We start from the raw sequence: 21,512 nt of genomic DNA, 5'->3' as shown, positions 1-21,512 counted from the left end.
TCGGTCCGCCGCGGCCTCGATCCGTACGGCTTCGACCGGCTGCGGCCTCGGCCCGTGCGACTTTGGCCCGTGCGGCCTCGGCCCGTACGGCTTCGGTCCGTACAACGCCGCCCGCACAACGCGGCGCGCCCCGGCAGGTTGTCCACCCGCCGGGGCGCGTAAGTGCCCGTGTGCGCCCGGTTACGAGCTCTCGGAACCGGACGTGCCCTCGGAATCCGCGGAGCCCGACGACTCGTCCGCGGCCGCCTCGGAGCCCTCTGCGGACGCCGCGGCGCCGTTCTCCTCCAGCAGCCGGGACAGCTGACGGCCCAGGATGCGCTTGAACTTGCGCTGCTGCGGGCGCGTACGGTCGAGGGTGGCGACCTCCAACTGCTCGGCGGTCAGAGTGCGTTCACCGCCGTTGTTGTCGCGCGAGAGCGACTCGACGGCCAGCTTGAGCGCCTCGCCGAGCGTCATGCCGTCGCGGTGCCGCTGATCGAGGTAGCTGCTGATCTGATCGGCGTTGCCGCCGACCGCGACCGAACCGTGCTCGTCCACGATCGATCCGTCGTGCGGCAGGCGGTAGATCTGGTCGTCCTCGGGGGCGTTGCCCACCTCCGCGACGATCAGCTCGACCTCGTACGGCTTCTCGGCGGCGCTGGAGAAGATCGTACCGAGGGTCTGGGCGTAGACATTGGCGAGGCCGCGGGCGGTCACGTCCGCCCGGTCGTAGGTATAGCCGCGCAGGTCGGCGTAGCGCACGCCGCCGATGCGCAGGTTCTCGAACTCGTTGTACTTGCCGACCGCCGCGAAGGCGATCCGGTCGTAGATCTCGCTGACCTTGTGCAGGGCGCGGGACGGGTTCTCGGCGACGAAGACCACGCCGTCGGCATACTGCAGCACCACGACGCTGCGGCCGCGCGCGATGCCCTTGCGGGCGTACTCGGCGCGGTCGGCCATGGCCTGCTGGGGTGAGACATAGAACGGCGTCGACACCGGCTATCCGTCCCTTTCTGTCAATGACTCTCTCTGTGGCGCATGCATGGCGGACCGTCCTCAGAGCAGCGCGGCGCGCGGGCCGTCGGGCTGTTCCAGCCGCCGCTCGTGGATGGTGCGGGCGATCTCCGACACCTCGGCCTCGGTGAACCGCTTGAAGCCCTCTTCGGTGATGACCGTGACGATCGGGTAGATCCGGCGCGCCAGGTCGGGGCCGCCGGTCGCCGAGTCGTCGTCGGCGGCGTCGTACAGCGCCTGCACGACGGCCGTGGCGGCCTGGTTCTCCGTGAGGTCGTCGCGGTAGAGCTTCTTCAGGGCGCCGCGCGCGAAGAGCGAGCCGGAGCCCGTCGCCGCGAAGCCGTGCTCCTCCGAGCGCCCGCCGGTCACGTCGTACGAGAAGATGCGTCCCTTCGCACGGTCCACGTCCCAGCCGGCGAACAGCGGCACCACGGCCAGGCCCTGCATGGCCATCCCGAGATTGCTGCGGATCATCGTCGACAGGCGGTTCGCCTTGCCCTCCAGGGAGAGTTGGGCGCCCTCGACCTTCTCGAAGTGCTCCAGCTCCAACTGGAAGAGCTTGACCATCTCGACGGCGAGGCCGGCCGTACCGGCGATGCCGACGGCCGAGTACTCGTCGGCCGGGAAGACCTTCTCGATGTCGCGCTGCGCGATGACGTTGCCCATCGTCGCGCGGCGGTCACCGGCGAGCACCACGCCGCCGGGGAAGGACGCCGCCACGATCGTCGTGCCGTGCGGCGCCTCGACGGCGCCCTGCACGGGCAGCGGCTGCCGACGGCCCGGCAGCAGCTCCGGCGAGTGCTCCCCGAGGAAGTCCATGAACGACGAGGACCCGGGCGTCAGGAAGGCAGCTGGTAGACGCCCGGTGCTACGAGTGTTGGCTTCCACACGTTTCCTTCCGGATATTCGGCCGTCCGCGCCAAGACGTCCGGCCGCTCCTTGAATTGGCCCAGCGCTGCGTTGCAGCTGAAGCACAGTACGTCCCGGACCTTACCTGTCCTGGGGCCGTGATCCACATGCACGCGGGAACGGACCGGACGACGGCTGCGGCCGCCCCTCGCCCCGGCTCCCCGCGTGCGGGCAGGCGCCCGGCACGGCCTGTGCCCACGCGCTCGCCGAGCGCGCTCGAACGGCGCCGGGAGCGCACGGCAGCCTGCGCGGCCACACGCTCCCGGTGCCGGGGTCGGAACCCGTCGGGACGGTTCTCGTACGGGGCGTGCGCGGCCGATGCGCGACCGCGCCCGCGGGTGCCGTACCCGCCGCCGGCGGAGACCGACACGCCCCTTACTGTCCGCCCTTTTGCACGAAGCTCCGCACGAAGTCCTCGGCGTTCTCCTCCAGCACGTCGTCGATCTCGTCCAGGACGGAGTCGACGTCGTCCGACAGCTTCTCCTGCCGTTCCTTGAGATCGTCCGCGGCCTGCGCGTCCTGCGACTGCTCCTCGACCTCTTCGGTCGAACGCGTCGCCTTCTGCTGTCCGCCGCCGGTGTCCTTGGTCGCCATGTCCCTCACCCCGCTCGGTTCGCCCCGCTCGATGTGACTGTCAAGATCAGACCCTACAAGCAAGGTCTGACATCGGCCCTGTTCTTCCTCGTCTTCGTGCAACGTCCGGAGTCACCCCGATGATTCCCGCCAGGGCGGCCTTTAGCCCCTGGATCGGGTGCCCGATCGGGCGCCCGGTCACCCTCCGGAAAGGACCCGCACCAGGTCCTCGGCCGTACGGCACCGGTCGAGCAGCTCCTTGACGTGGTTGCGGGTGCCGCGCAGCGGTTCCAGCGTCGGTACCCGTTGCAGAGAGTCACGGCCCGGCAGATCGAAGATCACCGAGTCCCAGGAGGCCGCCGCCACGTCGTCCGCGTACTGCTCCAGGCAGCGGCCGCGGAAGTACGCCCGGGTGTCCTCCGGGGGCGCCTGTGCCGCCCTCGCGACCTCGGCGTCGGTCAGCAGCCGCTTCATCTTGCCGCGGGCCGCCAGCCGGTTGTAGAGGCCCTTGTCGGGCCGTACGTCGGCGTACTGGAGGTCGACGAGGTGCAGCCGGGGCGCGTCCCACTCCACGCCGTCCCGGCGCCGGTAGCCCTCCATCAGCTCCCGCTTGGCCACCCAGTCCAGCTCGCCGGACAGGCTCATCGGATCGTGCTCCAGGCGCCCCAGCACGTCCTCCCAGCGGGCCAGGACGTCCTTGGTCTGCTCGTCGGCGTCCGCGCCGAGCCGGTCCTCGACGTACTTGCGCGCCAGCTCGAAGTACTCCATCTGGAGTTGTACGGCGGTCAGCGTACGGCCGCTGCGCAGCGTGATCAGATGCCGCAGCGTCGGGTCGTGGGAGACCTGGTGGAGAGCGCGTACGGGCTGGTCGACGGCGAGGTCCGCGGCGATGAAGCCGTCCTCGATCATGGACAGGACCAGTGCGGTGGTGCCCAGCTTGAGGTACGTGGAGATCTCGGAGAGGTTCGCGTCCCCGATGATCACGTGCAGCCGGCGGTACTTCTCCGCGTCCGAGTGCGGCTCGTCGCGGGTGTTGATGATGGGGCGCTTGAGCGTCGTCTCCAGGCCGACCTCGACCTCGAAGTAGTCCGCGCGCTGGCTGATCTGGAAGCCGTGCTCGTGGCCGTCCTGGCCGATGCCGACGCGGCCGGCGCCGGCGAAGACCTGCCGGGAGACGAAGAACGGCGTCAGGTGACGCACGATGTCGGAGAACGGCGTCTCCCGCTTCATCAGGTAGTTCTCGTGCGTGCCGTAGGAGGCGCCCTTGTTGTCGGTGTTGTTCTTGTACAGGTGGATGGGCTGGGCGCCGGGCACCTGGGCGGCGCGCTCGGCGGCCTCGGCCATGATGCGCTCGCCGGCCTTGTCCCAGAGCACCGCGTCACGCGGGTTGGTGACCTCCGGCGAGCTGTACTCCGGATGCGCGTGGTCGACGTACAGGCGTGCCCCGTTGGTCAGGATCACGTTGGCCAGCCCGATGTCCTCGTCGGTGAGCTGGCTGGCGTCGGCGTTCTCGCGGGCGAGGTCGAAGCCTCGGGCGTCCCGCAGCGGGTTCTCCTCCTCGAAGTCCCAGCGGGCGCGTCGCGCCCGGTGCATCGCCGCCGCGTAGGCGTTGACGACCTGGGACGAGGTGAGCATGGCATTGGCGTTCGGGTGGCCGGGGACGGAGATCCCGTACTCCGTCTCGATTCCCATTACTCGCCGTACGGTCATGCGGCCCTCCTTGCCCGGCGGCGCCCCCGGATGGGGTCGGCGCTCAAGTACCGCTGCGCTTCCGGTCCGTGTGCGGCCCCCGCTTCCGCAGTGCGCGACGCGGCGGTACCGAAGAGCCTAGAACGCCTTTGCGGCGGTGGGGAGATCATTACAGTCATTGCTCCAGTCCGGTTTTCACCTGCTCCGTCGCCGCCTTCCGGGGATCACCCCCACGGCCCCGGAAATGCGTCCGGCTGCGGACGCCCCGTGCAGGACATCCGCAGCCGGTCGGCGGTGTTACAGGTATTGGCCGGTATTCGCCACCGTGTCGATGGAGCGACCGGTGTCCGCGCCCTGCTTGCCGGTGACCAGGGTGCGGATGTAGACGATCCGCTCGCCCTTCTTGCCGGAGATGCGGGCCCAGTCGTCCGGGTTGGTGGTGTTGGGCAGGTCCTCGTTCTCCTTGAACTCGTCCACGCACGCCTGGAGCAGGTGGGAGACGCGCAGACCCTTCTGGTTGTGTTCGAGGAATGCCTTGATGGCCATCTTCTTGGCGCGGCCGACGATATTTTCGATCATCGCACCGGAGTTGAAGTCCTTGAAATAGAGAACTTCCTTGTCACCATTGGCGTAGGTGACCTCCAGGAAGCGGTTCTCCTCGGACTCCGCGTACATCTGCTCGACAACCGACTGGATCATCGCGCTGACCGCGGCCGAGCGGACCCCGCCGTGCTCGCTGAGGTCGTCGGCGTGCAGCGGCAGCCGCTCGGTGAGGTACTTCGAGAAGATGTCCTTGGCGGCCTCGGCGTCCGGACGCTCGATCTTGATCTTCACGTCCAGCCGGCCGGGGCGCAGGATCGCCGGGTCGATCATGTCCTCGCGGTTGGAGGCGCCGATGACGATGACGTTCTCCAGGCCCTCCACACCGTCGATCTCGGAGAGCAGCTGCGGGACGATGGTGTTCTCCACGTCCGAGCTGACCCCGGATCCGCGGGTGCGGAAGAGGGAGTCCATCTCGTCGAAGAAGACGATGACGGGAGTGCCCTCGCTCGCCTTCTCCCGGGCCCGCTGGAAGACCAGACGGATGTGCCGCTCCGTCTCGCCGACGTACTTGTTCAGCAGCTCGGGGCCCTTGATGTTGAGGAAGAAGCTCTTCCCCGCCGGCTTGCCGGTCACCTCGGCGACCTTCTTGGCGAGCGAGTTGGCGACCGCCTTGGCGATCAGCGTCTTGCCGCAGCCGGGCGGTCCGTAGAGCAACACGCCCTTGGGCGGGCGCAGTTCGTGCTCCTTGAAGAGGTCCGGGTACAGGTACGGAAGCTCGACCGCGTCGCGGATCAGTTCGATCTGGCCGCCCAGACCGCCGATCTTCGTGTAGTCGATGTCCGGAACCTCTTCGAGGACGAGCTCTTCGACCTCGCTCTTGGGGATGACCTCGTAGACGTAGCCGGAGCGCGGTTCCAGGAGTAGGGCGTCGCCGGGGCGGATGGTGGTGTCCAGCAGCGGCTCGGCGAGCCTCACCACCCGCTCCTCGTCGGTGTGCCCGATCACCAGGGCGCGCTCGCCGTCCTCCAGGATCTCCTTGAGGGTGACGATGTCCCCGGCGTTCTCGTACTCCATGGCCTCGACCACGTTGAGCGCCTCGTTCAGCATGACCTCCTGGCCACGCCGCAGCTCGTCGAGGTCGACGCTCGGGCTGACGTTCACCCGGAGTTTTCGGCCTCCGGTGAAGATGTCGGCCGTGCCGTCCTCGTTCGCCTGCAGGAAGACGCCGAAGCCGGCCGGCGGCTGCGCCAGCCGGTCGACCTCCTCCTTGAGGGCGACGATCTGGTCGCGCGCCTCGCGCAGTGTGTTGGCGAGTCGCTCGTTCTGTGCCGAAACGCCGGCCAGGTTGGTCTGCAGCTCGACGATCCGCTCTTCGAGAATCCTCGTGTGACGCGGAGAGTCGGCGAGCTTGCGTCGCAGGACGGCGATCTCCTGCTCGAGATAGGCAACCTGGCCGGCAGGGTCGTCAGACCCCCGCCCCGGCCGGATGCCGCGGTTGATGTCGTCGTCGTGGGCTGCCACGGTCCTCACCTCCTCCAAGGGGAGCTGGACGCTTCCTGACCCTACCTGGGCCGGTGCAGGTTGAAACCCCTAGATCGAAAAGACTGTCGGGGCGTGTCCGATCTTCACCCTTGCGCACGTCCTCACCTCAGGGGGATACCCACCCAACAACATCAGAAAGCGGACGGTTGTATCGTCGAGACGGTCAACACCCGTCAGGGTGGGCCCCATTTGATTCACGTACGCAGGAACGGCAGGCGAGATGACGGCGCAGGACGAAGCACTGGAGGTCTGGATCGACCAGGACCTCTGCACCGGCGACGGCATCTGTGCGCAGTACGCGCCGGAGGTCTTCGAACTCGACATCGACGGTCTGGCCTATGTGAAGAGCGCCGACGACGAGCTGCTTCAGGAGAAGGGGGCCACCACCCCCGTTCCCCTGCCGCTGCTCAATGACGTACGGGACTCCGCTAAGGAGTGCCCCGGTGACTGCATCCACGTACGCCGCGTCTCGGACCGGGTGGAGGTCTACGGACCGGACGCGGAGTAGACGCAGTGTGACGGATCACACACCGGCGGTGTCGGAAGAGGCGGGAAGTTCGCTCTGGACGAACTTCCCGCCTTTCCATTGCCACTTGGTCCGCGCCCGTACGTCCGGGCAGCAGCGCGGCACATCGGCCGTGGAATAGCCCAGCAGGGTCGCGGCGACCACGCCGCCGCGTACGGCGAAGCCCTCGACGCTGCGCTGCTGTGCGGGCGCGAGAAGCGTCGCGGCGACCCGCGGGGCGCCCTTGCCCGTCGTGGGGCGGGCGAGGACGTACACGCCGCTCGGCGGGGTGCCCGTCTCGGTGTGGCAGCGGACCACGGCGACGGTCTCGGGGCTGCCGTCGCCGTCGAGGTCGCCGGTGGCGCTGTCGACCACGTCGAGGCGGTTGGGGCCGCAGTCGACCGGATACCTGGCGGCACGCGGGTCGGGGGCGGGGCCGGCGGCCGCGCGGGTGCCCGGGGCGGCGTCGGTGGTGGCGGTGGCGTCCGGGGGCTGGACGAAGGAGGCGGTCGCGACGGCCGCCGCGAGGGCGGCGGCGGTGGCGAGCCAGTGCAGGGCGCGGGTGCGGGTGTGCGGAAGGTCCTGGCCTGCCGTGGGCTGCACGCGGGGTAACTCCTGTGAAGAGCTGTGGCGGTGGGAGTGCCCAGCATCGTTCCACAGGGCGGGCCGCCGGGGAACACCGGGCGGGGCTTCCGCCCCCCTGAACGAAGCGGCGCCGCCGACGGTTCCCGTGGGCGGGAACTCGTCGGCGGCGCCGGACGGTTCGGGTGGTGCGTACGGGGCGCGTCAGCCGCGCTCCGCGCCCCCGCTGGAGCTGCCGGGACCGGTGTAGTCCTCGCCGTACGCGCCCTTGGCCGGGCGGCGCCGGCGCAGCGGCGGCTCGACGCCGTCCGCGAGACGGCGGGCGGTGAGCAGGAAGCCGGTGTGGCCGATCATGCGATGGTCGGGGCGGACCGCGAGGCCCTCGACGTGCCAGGTGCGGACCATGGTCTCCCAGGCCGACGGCTCGTTGAAGGTGCCGTGCTCGCGGATGGCCTCGACCGTACGGGCCAGCTGCGTCGTGGTGGCCACGTACGCGCACAGGATGCCGCCCGGGACGAGCGCCTTGGAGACGGCCTCCAGGCACTCCCAGGGGGCGAGCATGTCCAGGATGACCCGGTCCACGTCCGTGTCCGAGAGGTTGTCCTGGAGATCACCGACGGTGAGCGTCCACGCCGGGTGCGGACCGCCGAAGTACCGCTCGACGTTCTGCGTGGCGATCTCGGCGAAGTCGGCGCGCCGCTCGTAGCTGTGCAGCATGCCCTGGTCGCCGATGGCGCGCAGCAGGAAGCTGCTGAGCGAGCCGGAGCCCACACCCGCCTCGACGACGCGCGCGCCGGGGAAGATGTCGGCCATCGCCAGGATCTGCCCCGCGTCCTTGGGGTAGACCACGGCGGCACCGCGGGGCATGGACAGGACGTAGTCGGGGAGCAGCGGGCGCAGCGCGAGGTAGGCGACGTTCCCTGTGGTACGGACAACACTGCCCTCGGGAGCACCGATCAGCTCGTCGTGGGGGAAGGCTCCCTTGTGGGTGTGGAAGCTCTTGCCCTCTTCGAGCGTGAACGTGTAGTGGCGTCCCTTGGGGTCGGTGAGCTGGACCTGGTCCCCGACCTTGAAGGGCCCGCGACGGCGGGCGGCACCGGTCGGTTCGGACATGTGACCAGCCTACCGGGCGCGAGGGGTGGTCAGTACCAGGTGGTCAGTACCAGGAGGAGGGGAGGTGGGGCGGGGGCCGGGAGGAGGGGGTGGGGTTGGGGCCGCGGGGTGGGGGCCGCGGACTGGGGGCCGCGGGGTGGAGGGCTGCGGGGGTGGGCGAGCTTGCGGGTGGGGAGGCGCGCCGGGTGGGAGGGCCGGGCGGTGGGCCTGGTGGTGGGCCTCCTACGGGGCAAATCGAACGTGATCATTCCCCCACCGGGGGCCTACCCAGGCGTGGCGCGCCGGAAGCCCCGTGCACGGCCCCAGGCGCCGTGCGCCGTGCACGGGGCCCCGTGCGCCGGGCCCCATGCGCCGGGCCCCGTGCACCGGCCCCCGCCGGGCGCGCCGGGTCAGGACGGGCGGGCCATGGCCGCCACGAAGGCGCGTTCCACGTCGGCGGTGGACAGGACGCCGTAGATCTCGCCGGTCTCCTCGACCACCAGGTACTCGGTGGCCGGGGTGGCGCGCAGGTAGTCCAGGAGGTCTTCGCCGGCGAGTTCGGCGGAGACGCGCATGCCGTCCTTGAGGTCCTGCGCCAGGCCGCTGACGGGAACCCAGGGGCGGCGGTGCTCGGGGACGCCGACGATGGCGGTCTCGCGTACGACGGCGGTGGGGCGGCCCGCGCGGTCCACGACGACCAGGGCGCGCGCGCCCGCGTCGTTGGCCCGGCGCAGGGCCTCGGACAGCGGGGTGTCGGCCTCCACCGGGACGGCGCGCCGGGTGAGCGTACGGGCCTGGAGGTCCGGGAGGCGTTCGCGCAGCCGGGCCATGCGCAGGCTGTTGCCCGCGCCGGTCCAGATGATCGCGGCGAGGATCGCGGCGAGCAGCGCGTCGGTGATCGAGTCGGCGCCCCCGAGGTCCGTGGGGGCGTTGCCCAGGGCGCCGGTGTGGGTGAGCAGCGGCAGCCCGATCAGGACCGTCATGGCGAGCGCGCGGCCGACCCAGGCGGCGGCGACGGTGCCGGTCATCGGCTTGCCGGTGATCTTCCACACGACGGCGCGGAGCATCCGTCCGCCGTCCAGCGGAAGGCCGGGGAGCAGGTTGAAGACGGCGACGATCAGGTTGGAGATCATCAGCCCGGCGAGCAGGACGCCCGGTACGGTGCCGGGCTCGACCAGCTCCATGCCGCCGTAGAAGATCCCCGCCAGGACGAGCGAGAGCAGCGGTCCCACGAAGGCGAGCACGAACTCGCGGCCGGGGGTCTCGGACTCCTTCTCGATCTCCGAGACGCCGCCGAAGAACTGGAGCTGGATACGGCGGACGGGCAGCTTGAAGCGCAGCGCGGCGACGGTGTGCGCGAGCTCGTGCACGAGCACCGACGCGTAGAAGGCGACGGCGAAGAAGAGCGAGACCAGGTAGCGGCCCGCGCCCAGCTCCGGCAGGACCCGTTCGAGCTGGCCGCCGAAGACCCAGGTGATCAGCGCGGCGACGATGAACCAGCTGGGCGCCACGTACACGGGTACGCCGAAGGGGCGGCCCATGAGGATGCCGCCGCCGGTGCGCCGCCCCGGCTGGTCCTTGGGCGCCGGCTGCGGGGAGGGACGGTTTCCGGACGGCCTCGTGCGGCCGGCGCCGCGGGCCGGGTCGGACGGTCCGGGCGGGTTGGGCGGTTGGGGGTGCGCGGACTCCTCGGGGTCCTGCGGCTTCCCACTCTCGTCCACGGCGTCCCCTCGTCGATTGCGGCCTTCGCTCCTGTCCGTCCGGTTCCGGTCCGGTACGGTCTGTCGATCATGCAGGGCGAAGGGGTCTGGCGTCGATGGTATGCGGAACGCTCCGCGACGCCCCGTCTCGGTCTCCCATTGTGATCCCTCGGTTGCCGGAGCTGTCAGTGGCGGGCCGTAGGGTCGTATGTCATGGGAACGAGCACCGAGAAGGCCGCGCCGGACGCCACGGGCGGGGACGGCGGGCAGGACGGCACCGGCGGGGCCGGGGTGGCCGGAGGGACCGACGAGGGCGGGACGGCCGGAGCGGCCACCGCCCCCGTGCCTGCGCCTGCCGCCGCGCCCGAGGCCGGCGTGCGGAACGCCACCACCCCGGAGGCCACCGCCCCCTCCCCCGCCACCCGCCCCGTCTCCCTCTCCCCGTCGCGGGCGAGCGACTTCATGCAGTGCCCGTTGCTGTACCGCTTCCGGGTGATCGACAAGCTGCCGGAGAAGCCGAGCGCCGCGGCGACCCGCGGCACGGTGGTGCACGCGGTGCTGGAGCGGCTCTTCGACGCCCCGGCGGCGCAGCGTACGGCCGTCGGCGCGCGGGCGATGGTGCCGGGCGAGTGGGAGAAGCTGCTGGCGAAGCGGCCGGAGCTGGCCGAGCTGTTCGTGGACGACCCGGCGGGCGAGCGGCTGGCGGCCTGGCTGGCGGACGCCGAGGCGCTGGTGGAGCGGTGGTTCTCGCTGGAGGACCCGACCCGTCTGGAGCCCGCCGACCGCGAGCTGTATGTGGAGACGGTGCTCGACTCGGGCCTCCAGCTGCGCGGCTTCATCGACCGGGTGGACGTGGCCCCGACCGGCGAGGTGCGCCTCGTCGACTACAAGACCGGCAAGGCGCCCCGACCCGAGTACGCCGACGGCCCGCTGTTCCAGATGAAGTTCTACGCGCTGGTGGTGTGGCGGCTGCGCGGCATCGTGCCGCGCCGGCTCCAGCTGGTGTACCTGGGCAGCGGCGACGTGCTGACGTACGACCCGACCGAGGCGGACCTGCTCGGTGTGGAGCGCAAGCTGCTGGCGCTGTGGGACGCCATCCAGCGGGCGACCGAGACCGGCGACTGGCGCCCGCGCCGTACGAAGCTGTGCGGATGGTGCGACCACCAGGCGGTGTGTCCGGAATTCGGCGGTACTCCCCCGCCGTATCCGCTGCCGGTGCCCGGCCGGGGGCGGGCGCTCCCTGTGGCGGGGTCCGGGGAGGGGCAGGGCAGAATGGACCTGGTCTAACGAAGGAGTTCCTGTGGCAATCCGCGTCCTGCTGGTCGACGACCAGCCGCTGCTGCGTACCGGCTTCCGGATGATTCTGGAGGCCGAGCAGGATCTCGCGGTCGTCGGCGAGGCCGGGGACGGTCTCCAGGCGCTGGAGCAGGTACGGGCGCTGCAGCCCGACGTGGTGCTGATGGACATCCGGATGCCGCGGATGGACGGGGTCGAGGCGACCCGGCAGATCACCGGCCCGGCGAAGGACGGTCCGGCGAAGGTGCTGGTGCTGACCACGTTCGACCTGGACGAGTACGTGGTCGAGGCGCTGCGCGCGGGGGCCAGCGGCTTTCTGCTGAAGGACGCGCCGGCCCAGGAGCTGGTGCAGGCGATCCGGGTGGTGGCGGCGGGCGAGGCGATGCTCGCGCCGAGCATCACGCGCCGGCTGCTGGACAAGTACGCGGGCCATCTGCCGTCCGGCGAGGAGCCGGTGCCGGACACGCTGCACACCCTCACCGAGCGTGAGGTCGAGGTGCTGAAGCTGGTGGCGCGCGGGCTGTCGAACGCGGAGATCGCCGCGGATCTGTTCGTGAGCGAGACGACGGTCAAGACGCACGTCGGGCATGTGCTGACGAAGCTGGGGCTGCGCGACCGGGTGCAGGCCGCGGTGTACGCGTACGAGAGCGGTCTGGTGCGCCCCGGCGCCCAGTGAGCCCGTACGGCAGTCGGCAGCAATAGCCCGTACGTCCAGACGCGGCCTTACGGCAGCAGCCCACACGGCAGCAGCAGCCCGTACCGCGGCAACATCCCATACGGCCATACGAGGCCCCCAGCAACGGTCCGGCCCGCCCCGCTCCGAGGAGCGGTGGCGGGCCGGGCCGTTGCTGTGTCCGGGGGCGTCAGCCCTTGCTGATCTCCCAGAAGCGGAAGACCGTCGAGGCGTCCAGCGTCCACTGGAGGCCGGCGATGTTCTCGCCGGCGACGGCGTACTGCTTGCCCTGCCAGATCGGTATGACGGGCAGGTCCTCGGCGACGATGTCCTGCATCTCGCGGAAGGCGGGCTTGGTGGCCTGCCGGTCGGGCTGGCCGGCGGTGCCGGGCAGCAGCTTGCTCGTGATGCGCTTGGCGTCGTAGTTGTTGTTGAGGACGTTGCCCTTGCCGAAGAACGGCTGGGTGAAGTTGTCCGGGTCCGGGTAGTCGGGGACCCAGCCCTTGACGTACGCGCCGTACTTCCCGGCCTCGACGCCCTTCTCGTACTCCTCGATGGGCACGCTCTTGACCTGGGCGTCGAAGAGGCCGCTGGCGTTGAGCTGCTGGGCGATCTCCTGGAAGGCCGGGACGGTGCCGGGGCCGTAGCGGACGGGGGTCGCCCACAGGGTCAGCGGCACCTTCTTGCCGTTGCCGTAGCCGGCCTCGTGCAGGGCGGCGGCGGCCTTGTCGGGCTGCGGCCGGTCGCCGTAGCTGGCGAAGAAGGCCGTGTTGTGGCCGGTGATGCCGGCGGGGACGATCGAGTACAGCGGCTCGGCGGTGCGCTTGTAGACGTCCCGGACCAGCGTGGAGCGGTCCAGGAGGTGGGCGATGGCCTTGCGGACGCCGAGCTTGCCGACGACCGGGTCACGCAGGTTGAAGACGAGGTGCATGACCTCGGCGCTGTTGCCCTGGACGACCTGGATGCCGTGCTTCTGGCTGGCGGACTTCTGCTCCAGCGAGGCGATGTCCTTCATGTCCAGACCGCGGTAGGCGACGTCGATGGCGCCGTCCTGGACCGCCTTCTTGAGCTTGTCCGGGCTCTTGAAGAACTTCATGGTCATGCCGGAGTTCTTGACCTTGGCGGGGCCGTCGTAGGAGCCGTTGACGCCGAAGACGGCCTCGTCCTCGGGGTCGTACTCCTCCAGGGTGTAGACGCCGGAGCCGACGGCCTTGTTGTCGGTGCGCAGCTTGTCGGCCGCGTACTCGTTGTGGTCGACGATGGAGCCGGCGCCGGAGGCGATCTTCATGGGGAAGGTCGCGTCGGGGTTCTTGAGGCGGAAGACGACGGTCCTGGCGTCGGGGGCCTCGACCTTCTCCAGGCCGGCGAACATCACGGCCGGGCCGCGCTTGTCGTTGATGCGCTTGATCCGGTCGAAGGAGAACTTGACGTCCTCGGAGGTCAGCGCGTGGCCGTTGCTGAACTTCAGGCCGTCCTTGAGGGTGCACTTGTAGACGGTGCTGCCGCCCTCGGCGAAGCCGCAGGACTCGGCGGCCTCGGGTTCCGGCGTCGTGCCGCCCTTGGGGAAGCTGAGCAACGACTGGAAGACGTTGGTGAACAGCACCCAGGAGACCGGGTCGTAGCCGCCCGCGGGGTCGATGGACACGATCTTGTCGGTCATGCCCATCACCACCGGGTTGCCGGTCCCGGCGCTCTTGCCGTCACCCGTTCCGCAGCCACTGAGCAGGGCGGCGACGAGCCCTGCCCCCAGCGGTGCGGCCAGCCACTGGTCGCGTTTCCTCACGTGCGTGTTCCTCACAGTCGTATGGCGGTGAAGCGTTGTGGTCCGCGCCGGCGGATGCCGTCATCGGTTGTGGTGGTGCGCGCCGTCGGGTGCGGCAGCCGGCCGGCGCGCGGGGCGCCGGCCGGAAGTCGTCGTCAGTTGCTGCTCACTCCGCGGCCGAGTTCCCAGATCTGCAGGGCCGAGGACGAGTTCAGGGCCCATTCGGCGCCGGTGATGTCGTCGCGGGCGGCGACGTACTGCTTGCCCTGCCACAGCGGCAGGATCGGCACCTCGTCCGCGATGATGTCCTGGGCCTGCTTGAACTGCTCCGCGGCGGAGTTGCGGTCGGTCTGCTGGCGGCTGCCGGGGATCAGCTGGGACTCGATCCTGTTGTTGCGGTACGGGGAGTTGAGGAAGTTCCCCTTGCCGAAGAACGGCGCGATGTAGTTGTCCGCGTCCGGGAGGTCGGCGAACCAGCCCATGCCGTAGGCCGCGTACTTGCCCTCGCTCTGCTCCTTGCGGTACTGCTGCCAGCTGTCGACGCCCTTGATGCTCACGTCGAACAGGCCGCCCTGGTTGAGCTGGCTCTGCAGCGCCTTGAACTCCTTGACGGTGCTGGAGCCGTAGTGGTTCGTGGTGTACGTGAGGGTGAGCTTCACCGGGGTGTTGATGTGCGCCTGCTGGAGGATCTTGCGGGCGGCGGGGACGCTCGGGCTGCCGTACTTGGTGAAGAACGAGTTGATGTGGCCGGTGAGGCCCTTGGGAACCATGGAGTACAGCGGGTCACCGGTGTAGGAGTACACGTCGCGCACCAGCGCCGAGCGGTTGACCAGCTGGGCCATGGCCTGCCGGACGGCCTTGTCGGAGACCGACGGGTTGTCGGTGTTGAAGGCGAGGTAGCGGATCTCGGAGCCCGGTACGGCCTGCAGCCGGACGTGCTCGTCCCGGGCGTTCTCCAGGCCCTTGATCTGATCGGGCGCCAGGCTGCGGTTCACCAGGTCGATGTCGCCCTTGCGCAGCGCCTTCTCCATGCCTTCGGAGTCGTCGAAGAACTTCATCTCGACGCTGGAGTTCTTCACCTCGATTCCGCCCTTGTACTCGGGATTCTTGGTGAAGACGGCCTTGCTGACGCGCTCTCCGCTGCGTTCGACCTTGACGGTGTACGGGCCGGAGCCGGCCACCTCGAAGCCCTTGTAGAGGCCGTTCTTCGGATAGACCTCGCTGTCGACGATGGCGGCCGCCGGGGTGGCGAGCTTCTGCGGGAACGTGGCGTCCGGCTTCTTCAGGTGGAAGACCACCTCGGATTCGCTCGGGGTCTCCACCTTGTCGACGTTGTCCACCAGCGAGACGGGGCCGCGGTCGTACTTGATGGCGAGCATCCGGTCGATGGAGAACTTCACGTCCTTGGACGTGAGAGCGTGCCCGTTGGTGAACTTCAGACCGTCGCGGAGTTTGCAGCGGTACTGCTCGTTCTGGGTGTCCCGGAAGCCGCAGGACTCGGCGGCCTCGGGCACCGGCGCGGTGCCGGTCCGCGGCAGGCGCATCAGCGTCTGCAGGGTGCCGCGCAGCACGTTCCACGCGTCGACGTCGTACGCCTGGGCGGGGTCGAGCGGGGCGGGCGCGTCCTTGGTGGCCTCCAGCTGGGCGGTGGTGCCGACCTTGATCGGCTTGCCGCCGTCGCCGGAGCCGTCCGAGCTGCCGCACGCGGCGAGCGTGGGGACGAGCAGACCGGCCAGGGCCGGCAGCACCAAGGTCTTGCGATTCATCGTCGGCAGGTTCCTTATCAGCGCAGAGGTGTTGCTCGCGATGACATTAGTAGGAACGGCCAGGGCGTCCGGGACACAACCAAGTTGAACGGATATCACGCCCGGATAACGGCCGCCGGGTGACCGATATCCGGACGGCGGAACGATTCGTACGGGCCTCCATCAATCCGGACACATACCCCCATGAAAACCAGGAGAAAGCACCCACGGAACGAGCGCCTGCCGAACTGTCGACGGGCTGGCGCGTGAGAAACGTCACTCCCGGATTGGGGAGTTCATCAGGACGAATTCGGCCAGTACATTCGTCACGGAAAATGAGCGGCCCACTGCTCAGAGTTTCTTTCCTTTTCGCCGGGCACGCTCGGTGGCCGGGTCAACGGCCGTCCGTGATCAACGACCGCAGAAATGGGAGATCCACTTCTTCGAGCGATCCGACGACGGTACGGCCGGTGCCGGGGCCGATCGGGGCCACCGACGGCACCGCGACGACCTGGCACCCCGCCGCCTCCCCGGCCGTCACACCGGTGACGGTGTCCTCCACCACGGCGCAGCGCCGCGGGTCCACCCCGAGCCGGGCGGCGGCGGTCAGGTACGGGTCCGGGTGCGGCTTCGTCCGGGGCAGGTCGTCGCCGGCCAGCGTCAGGTGGAAGTGCTCCGGGCCCAGGGAGGGCAGCATCCGGTCGATGACCGTGCGGTGCGAGGCGGAGACCAGGGCGGTGGGCACACCGTGCGCGGCCAGCTCCGCCAGCAGCCGGCGGGCGCCGGGCATCAGCGGCACGCCGCGGGCGATGCGCTCCGCGAAGCGGGCGTTGAGCAGCACCGTCAGCTCGTCCAGGGCGATGTCCGCGCCGGTCACGCCGATCAGGTACGCGGCGCTGCGCGTCATCGGCCCGCCGACGACGACCTCGCGGTGGTGGTCGTCCAGTACGTGGCCCAGCTCGGCGAAGACCGCGGCCTCCGCCTCCCACCAGAAGCCCTCGGTGTCGACGAGGGTGCCGTCCAGGTCGAGGAAGACGGCCTGGAGGGTGGCGCCGTCGGCCGTACGCGTGCCTACCGCGGGGATGCTGCTGGTCATCCGTGCACCTCCGTAGTCGAACGTCCCCGGAGGGACGAAAGGGCCGGCCGCCCTTCCGCGCGGGAAGGACGACCGGCCGCTACCGGACCGACCAGTGTACGTCCGCGTACGGTGGCCCGCGGTGCGCTCGGTGGCATCCGGGGCTTCGCGGGCCCCGGCGTCACCGTGCGTTGAAGTACTTGGCCTCCGGGTGGTGGATGACGATCGCGTCGGTGGACTGCTCGGGGTGCAGCTGGAACTCCTCGGAGAGCTGGACGCCGATGCGTTCCGGCCGCAGCAGGTCGGCGATCTTGGCGCGGTCCTCCAGGTCGGGGCAGGCCCCGTAACCGAGGGAGAAGCGGGCGCCGCGGTACTTCAGCGCGAACATGTCCTCGACGTCGGCCGGGTCCTCGCCGCCGAAGCCCAGCTCGGCGCGGACGCGGGCGTGCCAGTACTCGGCCAGCGCCTCGGCGAGCTGGACGGACAGGCCGTGCAGTTCCAGGTAGTCGCGGTAGGAGTCGGAGGCGAACAGCTCCGCGGTGGCCTCGCCGATCTTCGAGCCGACGGTGACGACCTGGAGGCCGACCACGTCCCGCTCGCCGGACTCCTCCGGCCGGAAGAAGTCCGCCAGGCACAGCCGCCGGCCGCGGCGCTGGCGCGGGAAGGTGAAGCGGGTGCGCTCGGTGCCGTCCTCGTTGAGCAGGATCAGGTCGTCGCCCTTGGAGTAGCAGGGGAAGTACCCGTGGACGACGGCGGCCTCCAGGAGGTTCTCGGTCTGGAGCTTGTCCAGCCAGCCGCGCAGCCGGGGGCGTCCCTCGGTCTCGACCAGTTCCTCGTACGAGGGGCCGTCACCCGTACGGGCCTGCTTGAGGCCCCACTGCCCCTTGAACAGGGCGCCCTCGTCCAGCCAGGAGGCGTAGTCGGCGAGCTGGATGCCCTTGACGACGCGGGTGCCCCAGAAGGGCGGGGTGGGGACGGGGTTGTCGGTGGCCACGTCGGAGCGGACGGTGCCCTCCTCCGGCTCCGGCTCGGCGATCTGCACGTCCCGCTTGGGGACGCGGCGCTGCTTGAGCTCGGGGAGGCTGGCGCCGGGCACGCCGCGCTTGACGGCGATCAGGGCGTCCATCAGGCGCAGGCCCTCGAAGGCGTCGCGGGCGTAGCGGACCTCGCCCTCGTAGATCTCGTGGAGGTCCTGCTCGACGTAGGCGCGGGTCAGGGCGGCGCCGCCGAGGATGACGGGGAAGTCCGCCGCCATCTTGCGCTGGTTGAGCTCCTCCAGGTTCTCCTTCATGATCACCGTGGACTTGACCAGCAGGCCGGACATGCCGATGACGTCGGCGCGGTGTTCCTCGGCGGCCTCCAGGATGGCCGAGACGGGCTGCTTGATGCCGAGGTTGACGACGTTGTAGCCGTTGTTGGACAGGATGATGTCGACGAGGTTCTTGCCGATGTCGTGCACGTCGCCGCGGACGGTCGCCAGCACGATGGTGCCCTTGCCCTCGGCGTCGGACTTCTCCATGTGCGGCTCCAAGTAGGCCACCGCGGTCTTCATGACCTCGGCGGACTGGAGCACGAACGGCAGCTGCATCTGGCCGGAGCCGAACAGCTCGCCGACGACCTTCATGCCCTCCAGCAGGGTGTCGTTGACGATGTCCAGGGCCGGGCGCTCGGCGAGCGCCGCGTCCAGGTCGGCTTCCAGGCCGTTCTTCTCGCCGTCGATGATGCGGCGCCGGAGGCGCTCCTCCAGGGGCAGCGCGAGCAGTTCCTCGGCCTTGCCGGCCTTCAGCGACTTGGCGGTGGCGCCCTCGAACAGCTCCAGCAGCTTCTGGAGCGGGTCGTAGCCCTCCGCGCGCCGGTCGTAGATCAGGTCGAGGGCGACCTTGACCTGCTCCTCCTCCAGGCGCGCGATCGGCAGGATCTTCGAGGCGTGCACGATCGCCGAGTCCAGGCCCGCCTTGACGCACTCGTCGAGGAAGACGGAGTTGAGGACGATGCGGGCGGCCGGGTTGAGGCCGAAGGAGATGTTGGACAGGCCCAGCGTGGTCTGCACGTCGGGGTGACGCCGCTTCAGCTCGCGGATCGCCTCGATGGTGTTGACACCGTCCTTGCGGGACTCCTCCTGGCCGGTGCAGATGGTGAAGGTCAGGCAGTCGATGAGGATGTCCGACTCGCGGATGCCCCAGTTGCCGGTCAGGTCGTCGATGATCCGCTCGGCGATGGCGACCTTGTGCTCGGCGGTACGGGCCTGGCCCTCCTCGTCGATGGTCAGCGCCATCAGGGCCGCGCCGTGCTCGCGGGCCAGCGCGGCGACCCGGGCGAAGCGGGACTGCGGCCCGTCGCCGTCCTCGTAGTTGACGGAGTTGATGACGGCGCGGCCGCCCAGCTTCTCCAGGCCCGCCTGGATGACGTCGACCTCGGTGGAGTCCAGCACGATGGGCAGGGTGGAGGCGGTGGCGAAGCGGCCGGCCAGCTCCCGCATGTCGGCGACGCCGTCCCGGCCGACGTAGTCCACGCACAGGTCGAGCATGTGCGCGCCCTCGCGGATCTGGTCGCGGGCCATCTCCACGCAGTCGTCCCAGCGGCCCTCCAGCATGGCCTCGCGGAACTTCTTGGAGCCGTTGGCGTTGGTGCGCTCGCCGATGGCCAGGTAGGAGGTGTCCTGGCGGAACGGGACGGTCTGGTAGAGCGAGGCGGCGCCGGGCTCGGGGCGCGGGCTGCGCTCGGTGGGGACGGTGCCCCGTACCCGCTCGACGACCTGGCGCAGATGCTCGGGGGTGGTGCCGCAGCAGCCGCCGACGAGCGAGAGCCCGTACTCGGAGACGAAGGTCTCCTGCGCGTCGGCCAGCTCCGCCGGGGTCAGCGGGTAGTGCGCGCCGTCCTTGCCGAGGACGGGCAGACCGGCGTTCGGCATGCACGACAGCGGTACGCGGGCGTTGCGGGCCAGGTAGCGCAGGTGCTCGCTCATCTCGGCGGGGCCGGTGGCGCAGTTCAGGCCGATCATGTCGATGCCCAGCGGCTCCAGCGCGGTCAGCGCGGCGCCGATCTCCGAGCCGAGCAGCATGGTGCCGGTGGTCTCGACGGTCACCGAGCAGATCACCGGCAGGTCGGTGCCGGTGGCCTCCAGGGCGCGGCGGGCGCCGAGGACGGCGGCCTTGGTCTGGAGCAGGTCCTGGGTGGTCTCGACGAGCAGCGCGTCGGCGCCGCCGGCGATCATGCCTTCGGCGTTCCGCTGGTAGGCGTCGCGCAGCGTCACGTAGTCGACGTGGCCGAGGGTGGGCAGCTTGGTGCCGGGACCCATGGAGCCGAGCACCCAGCGCTGCTGTCCGGTCGAGGCGGTGAACTCGTCGGCGACCTCGCGGGCGATGCGGGCGCCGGATTCGGACAGCTCGAAGACGCGTTCGGGGATGTCGTACTCGGCGAGGGCGGCGTGGTTGGCGCCGAAGGTGTTGGTCTCGACGCAGTCGACGCCGACCGCGAAGTAGGCCTCGTGGACCGAGCGGACGATGTCCGGACGGGTGAGGTTCAGGATCTCGTTGCAGCCTTCCAGCTGCTGGAAGTCCTCCAGTGAGGGGTCCTGCGCCTGGAGCATCGTGCCCATCGCCCCGTCGGCCACCACGACGCGGGAGGCGAGGGCCTCGCGGAGGGCCGTGGTACGGGATGTGCTGGTGGACGATGGCGTGTACGAGGCCATGGAGGTAGCTCCCCTGGTTGCGACGGCTGTCGGCTTTGCGTCTTCCGGTGGAAGGCGCACCCGGTCAGGGTAGCGGGCGGCGCCGCCGCGGGCCCGGCCGTCCCACGGCGTGGACTCGGCCAAGATCATTGACAGGGGTCGGTCGGCTGCCGGAGGGTCGGCATTCACCGATATCGTTCAGCATTGCCGAACCGCTCATGAGGCCGTCCGGCACCGCTGGACACCGCACCACACCACCCGCTCCACACCGCTCGACCCGGAGGTCCCCCGATGGCACGGAACATCCAGTCACTGGAACGTGCCGCCGCGATGCTGCGGCTGCTGGCCGGCGGTGAGCGGCGGCTGGGCCTGTCCGACATCTCCTCCGCGCTGGGCCTGGCCAAGGGCACCGCGCACGGCATCCTGCGCACCCTCCAGCAGGAGGGCTTCGTCGAGCAGGACCCGGCCTCGGGCCGCTACCAGCTGGGCGCGGAGCTGCTGCGGCTCGGCAACAGCTATCTGGACGTGCACGAGCTGCGCGCCCGCGCCCTGGTGTGGACGGACGACCTGGCGCGCTCCAGCGGCGAGAGCGTCTACCTGGGCGTGCTGCACCAGCAGGGCGTGCTGATCGTGCACCACGTCTTCCGGCCCGACGACAGCCGCCAGGTGCTGGAGGTCGGCGCGATGCACCCGCTGCACAGCACGGCGCTGGGCAAGGTGCTGGCCGCGTACGACCCGGTGGCGCACAGCGAGGCGGCGGAGGCCGAGCGGCAGGCGTTCACGCCGCGCACGGTGACCGCCCTGGACGAGCTGGAGGGCGTGCTGGACCTGACCAGGGCGCGGGGCTGGGCGGCCGACGTGGAGGAGACCTGGGAGGGCGTGGCGTCGGTGGCCGCGCCGATCCACGACCGGCGGCGGATGCCGGTGGGCGCGGTGGGTGTCACGGGTGCCGTCGAGCGGGTCTGCCGGGACGGCGAGCCGGGTGAGCTGCGGCCGGAAATCGTCGCGGCGGTGAGGGATTGCGCACGTGCGGTCTCCCGTGACCTGGGCGCCGGGCGATTCTGACGCGCCCCTGCCCCGGTTCACCCCATATGTTCACCTAAGTTTTCAGTCACAGAACCCTTGACGGGGTGCTACGTGTGAAGAAAACTGCCGTTCGTCGG

16 protein-coding genes and 1 pseudogene are annotated in these 21,512 nt (G+C 70.2%); 4 read left to right on the top strand and 13 right to left on the bottom strand.

Going from position 1 to position 21,512, the window contains the following annotated elements; genetic code table 11:
• Positions 1 to 180 precede the first annotated feature (180 nt).
• The 6 genes and pseudogenes from prcA to arc form a co-directional block, all read right to left on the bottom strand.
• Complete coding sequence (gene prcA / locus CP973_RS13930) at positions 181 to 975, bottom strand: proteasome subunit alpha (RefSeq protein WP_150240631.1); 795 nt, start codon at positions 973 to 975, stop codon at positions 181 to 183.
• Between the two features lie 60 nt (positions 976 to 1,035).
• Positions 1,036 to 1,881, bottom strand: a complete 846-nt coding sequence (prcB, locus tag CP973_RS13925; protein ID WP_150240629.1) for a proteasome subunit beta — start codon at positions 1,879 to 1,881, stop codon at positions 1,036 to 1,038.
• Positions 1,833 to 2,012, bottom strand: a pseudogene (locus tag CP973_RS40810) (endonuclease domain-containing protein); the annotation flags it as partial. The gene prcB and the pseudogene CP973_RS40810, both read right to left, overlap by 49 nt.
• A gap of 265 nt (positions 2,013 to 2,277) precedes the next feature.
• Positions 2,278 to 2,496, bottom strand: coding sequence for a ubiquitin-like protein Pup (locus CP973_RS13915; protein ID WP_003981605.1), 219 nt, complete (start codon positions 2,494 to 2,496; stop codon positions 2,278 to 2,280).
• A 177-nt stretch (positions 2,497 to 2,673) separates the two neighbouring features.
• On the bottom strand, positions 2,674 to 4,185 hold the full coding sequence (gene dop, locus CP973_RS13910) for a depupylase/deamidase Dop (RefSeq protein ID WP_150240627.1): 1,512 nt from the start codon (positions 4,183 to 4,185) through the stop codon (positions 2,674 to 2,676).
• Positions 4,186 to 4,461: 276 nt separating this feature from the next.
• The gene (gene arc, locus CP973_RS13905; protein ID WP_150240626.1) at positions 4,462 to 6,228 is read right to left on the bottom strand and encodes a proteasome ATPase; all 1,767 of its coding nucleotides are present in this window, start codon (positions 6,226 to 6,228) and stop codon (positions 4,462 to 4,464) included.
• A gap of 241 nt (positions 6,229 to 6,469) precedes the next feature.
• Here arc and CP973_RS13900 point away from each other — a divergent pair, with 241 nt between their 5' ends.
• Positions 6,470 to 6,757 carry a ferredoxin gene (locus CP973_RS13900; RefSeq protein WP_030376102.1) on the top strand — a complete coding sequence of 96 codons (288 nt, stop codon included), beginning with the start codon at positions 6,470 to 6,472 and terminating at the stop codon, positions 6,755 to 6,757.
• A gap of 15 nt (positions 6,758 to 6,772) precedes the next feature.
• Here CP973_RS13900 and CP973_RS13895 read toward each other — a convergent pair whose 3' ends face one another.
• The 3 genes from CP973_RS13895 to CP973_RS13885 form a co-directional block, all read right to left on the bottom strand.
• Positions 6,773 to 7,357 carry a hypothetical protein gene (locus tag CP973_RS13895; protein ID WP_150240624.1) on the bottom strand — a complete coding sequence of 195 codons (585 nt, stop codon included), beginning with the start codon at positions 7,355 to 7,357 and terminating at the stop codon, positions 6,773 to 6,775.
• Between the two features lie 183 nt (positions 7,358 to 7,540).
• Positions 7,541 to 8,449 carry a tRNA (adenine-N1)-methyltransferase gene (locus CP973_RS13890; RefSeq protein WP_030595480.1) on the bottom strand — a complete coding sequence of 303 codons (909 nt, stop codon included), beginning with the start codon at positions 8,447 to 8,449 and terminating at the stop codon, positions 7,541 to 7,543.
• A gap of 389 nt (positions 8,450 to 8,838) precedes the next feature.
• Positions 8,839 to 10,149, bottom strand: a complete 1,311-nt coding sequence (locus CP973_RS13885; RefSeq protein WP_150240622.1) for a site-2 protease family protein — start codon at positions 10,147 to 10,149, stop codon at positions 8,839 to 8,841.
• A 192-nt stretch (positions 10,150 to 10,341) separates the two neighbouring features.
• Here CP973_RS13885 and CP973_RS13880 point away from each other — a divergent pair, with 192 nt between their 5' ends.
• Together CP973_RS13880 and CP973_RS13875 are read left to right on the top strand one after the other, a co-directional pair.
• Entirely contained in the window at positions 10,342 to 11,415 is a 1,074-nt protein-coding gene (locus tag CP973_RS13880; protein ID WP_150240621.1) for a RecB family exonuclease, read from the top strand.
• 13 nt (positions 11,416 to 11,428) lie between these two features.
• Positions 11,429 to 12,100, top strand: coding sequence for a response regulator (locus CP973_RS13875; protein WP_003981597.1), 672 nt, complete (start codon positions 11,429 to 11,431; stop codon positions 12,098 to 12,100).
• A 187-nt stretch (positions 12,101 to 12,287) separates the two neighbouring features.
• On the opposite strand, the gene CP973_RS13870 is transcribed toward CP973_RS13875, so the two are convergent.
• The 4 genes from CP973_RS13870 to metH form a co-directional block, all read right to left on the bottom strand.
• A complete protein-coding gene (locus tag CP973_RS13870; protein ID WP_150240618.1) occupies positions 12,288 to 13,880 on the bottom strand; it encodes an ABC transporter substrate-binding protein in 1,593 nt (530 codons plus the stop codon).
• 134 nt (positions 13,881 to 14,014) lie between these two features.
• Positions 14,015 to 15,625 carry an ABC transporter substrate-binding protein gene (locus tag CP973_RS13865; protein ID WP_150240616.1) on the bottom strand — a complete coding sequence of 537 codons (1,611 nt, stop codon included), beginning with the start codon at positions 15,623 to 15,625 and terminating at the stop codon, positions 14,015 to 14,017.
• Between the two features lie 373 nt (positions 15,626 to 15,998).
• Positions 15,999 to 16,700, bottom strand: coding sequence for an HAD family hydrolase (locus tag CP973_RS13860; RefSeq protein WP_150240614.1), 702 nt, complete (start codon positions 16,698 to 16,700; stop codon positions 15,999 to 16,001).
• 160 nt (positions 16,701 to 16,860) lie between these two features.
• Positions 16,861 to 20,370, bottom strand: coding sequence for a methionine synthase (gene metH / locus CP973_RS13855; protein ID WP_150240612.1), 3,510 nt, complete (start codon positions 20,368 to 20,370; stop codon positions 16,861 to 16,863).
• Positions 20,371 to 20,640: 270 nt separating this feature from the next.
• Between metH and CP973_RS13850 the strand changes: the two genes are divergently transcribed.
• The gene (locus CP973_RS13850) at positions 20,641 to 21,414 is read left to right on the top strand and encodes an IclR family transcriptional regulator (protein WP_150240610.1); all 774 of its coding nucleotides are present in this window, start codon (positions 20,641 to 20,643) and stop codon (positions 21,412 to 21,414) included.
• Positions 21,415 to 21,512: the final 98 nt, after the last annotated feature.

Origin of the sequence: Streptomyces albofaciens JCM 4342, from assembly GCF_008634025.1 — a bacterium.
Lineage (GTDB): Bacteria > Actinomycetota > Actinomycetes > Streptomycetales > Streptomycetaceae > Streptomyces > Streptomyces albofaciens.
Note: the sequence above shows the minus strand (reverse complement) of the source record. Positions and strands in the feature narration are given on the sequence as shown.

Bases quoted from the DNA above. Each gene is read 5' to 3' on its own strand.
- CP973_RS13915 (WP_003981605.1), bottom strand. From the start codon at position 2,496: ATGGCGACCAAGGACACCGGCGGCGGACAGCAGAAGGCGACGCGTTCG.
- CP973_RS13850 (WP_150240610.1), top strand. From the start codon at position 20,641: ATGGCACGGAACATCCAGTCACTGGAACGTGCCGCCGCGATGCTGCGG.
- CP973_RS13890 (WP_030595480.1), bottom strand. From the start codon at position 8,449: ATGTCCGAACCGACCGGTGCCGCCCGCCGTCGCGGGCCCTTCAAGGTC.
- metH (WP_150240612.1), bottom strand. From the start codon at position 20,370: ATGGCCTCGTACACGCCATCGTCCACCAGCACATCCCGTACCACGGCC.
- CP973_RS13880 (WP_150240621.1), top strand. From the start codon at position 10,342: ATGGGAACGAGCACCGAGAAGGCCGCGCCGGACGCCACGGGCGGGGAC.
- dop (WP_150240627.1), bottom strand. From the start codon at position 4,185: ATGACCGTACGGCGAGTAATGGGAATCGAGACGGAGTACGGGATCTCC.
- CP973_RS13860 (WP_150240614.1), bottom strand. From the start codon at position 16,700: ATGACCAGCAGCATCCCCGCGGTAGGCACGCGTACGGCCGACGGCGCC.
- CP973_RS13900 (WP_030376102.1), top strand. From the start codon at position 6,470: ATGACGGCGCAGGACGAAGCACTGGAGGTCTGGATCGACCAGGACCTC.
- CP973_RS13865 (WP_150240616.1), bottom strand. From the start codon at position 15,625: ATGAATCGCAAGACCTTGGTGCTGCCGGCCCTGGCCGGTCTGCTCGTC.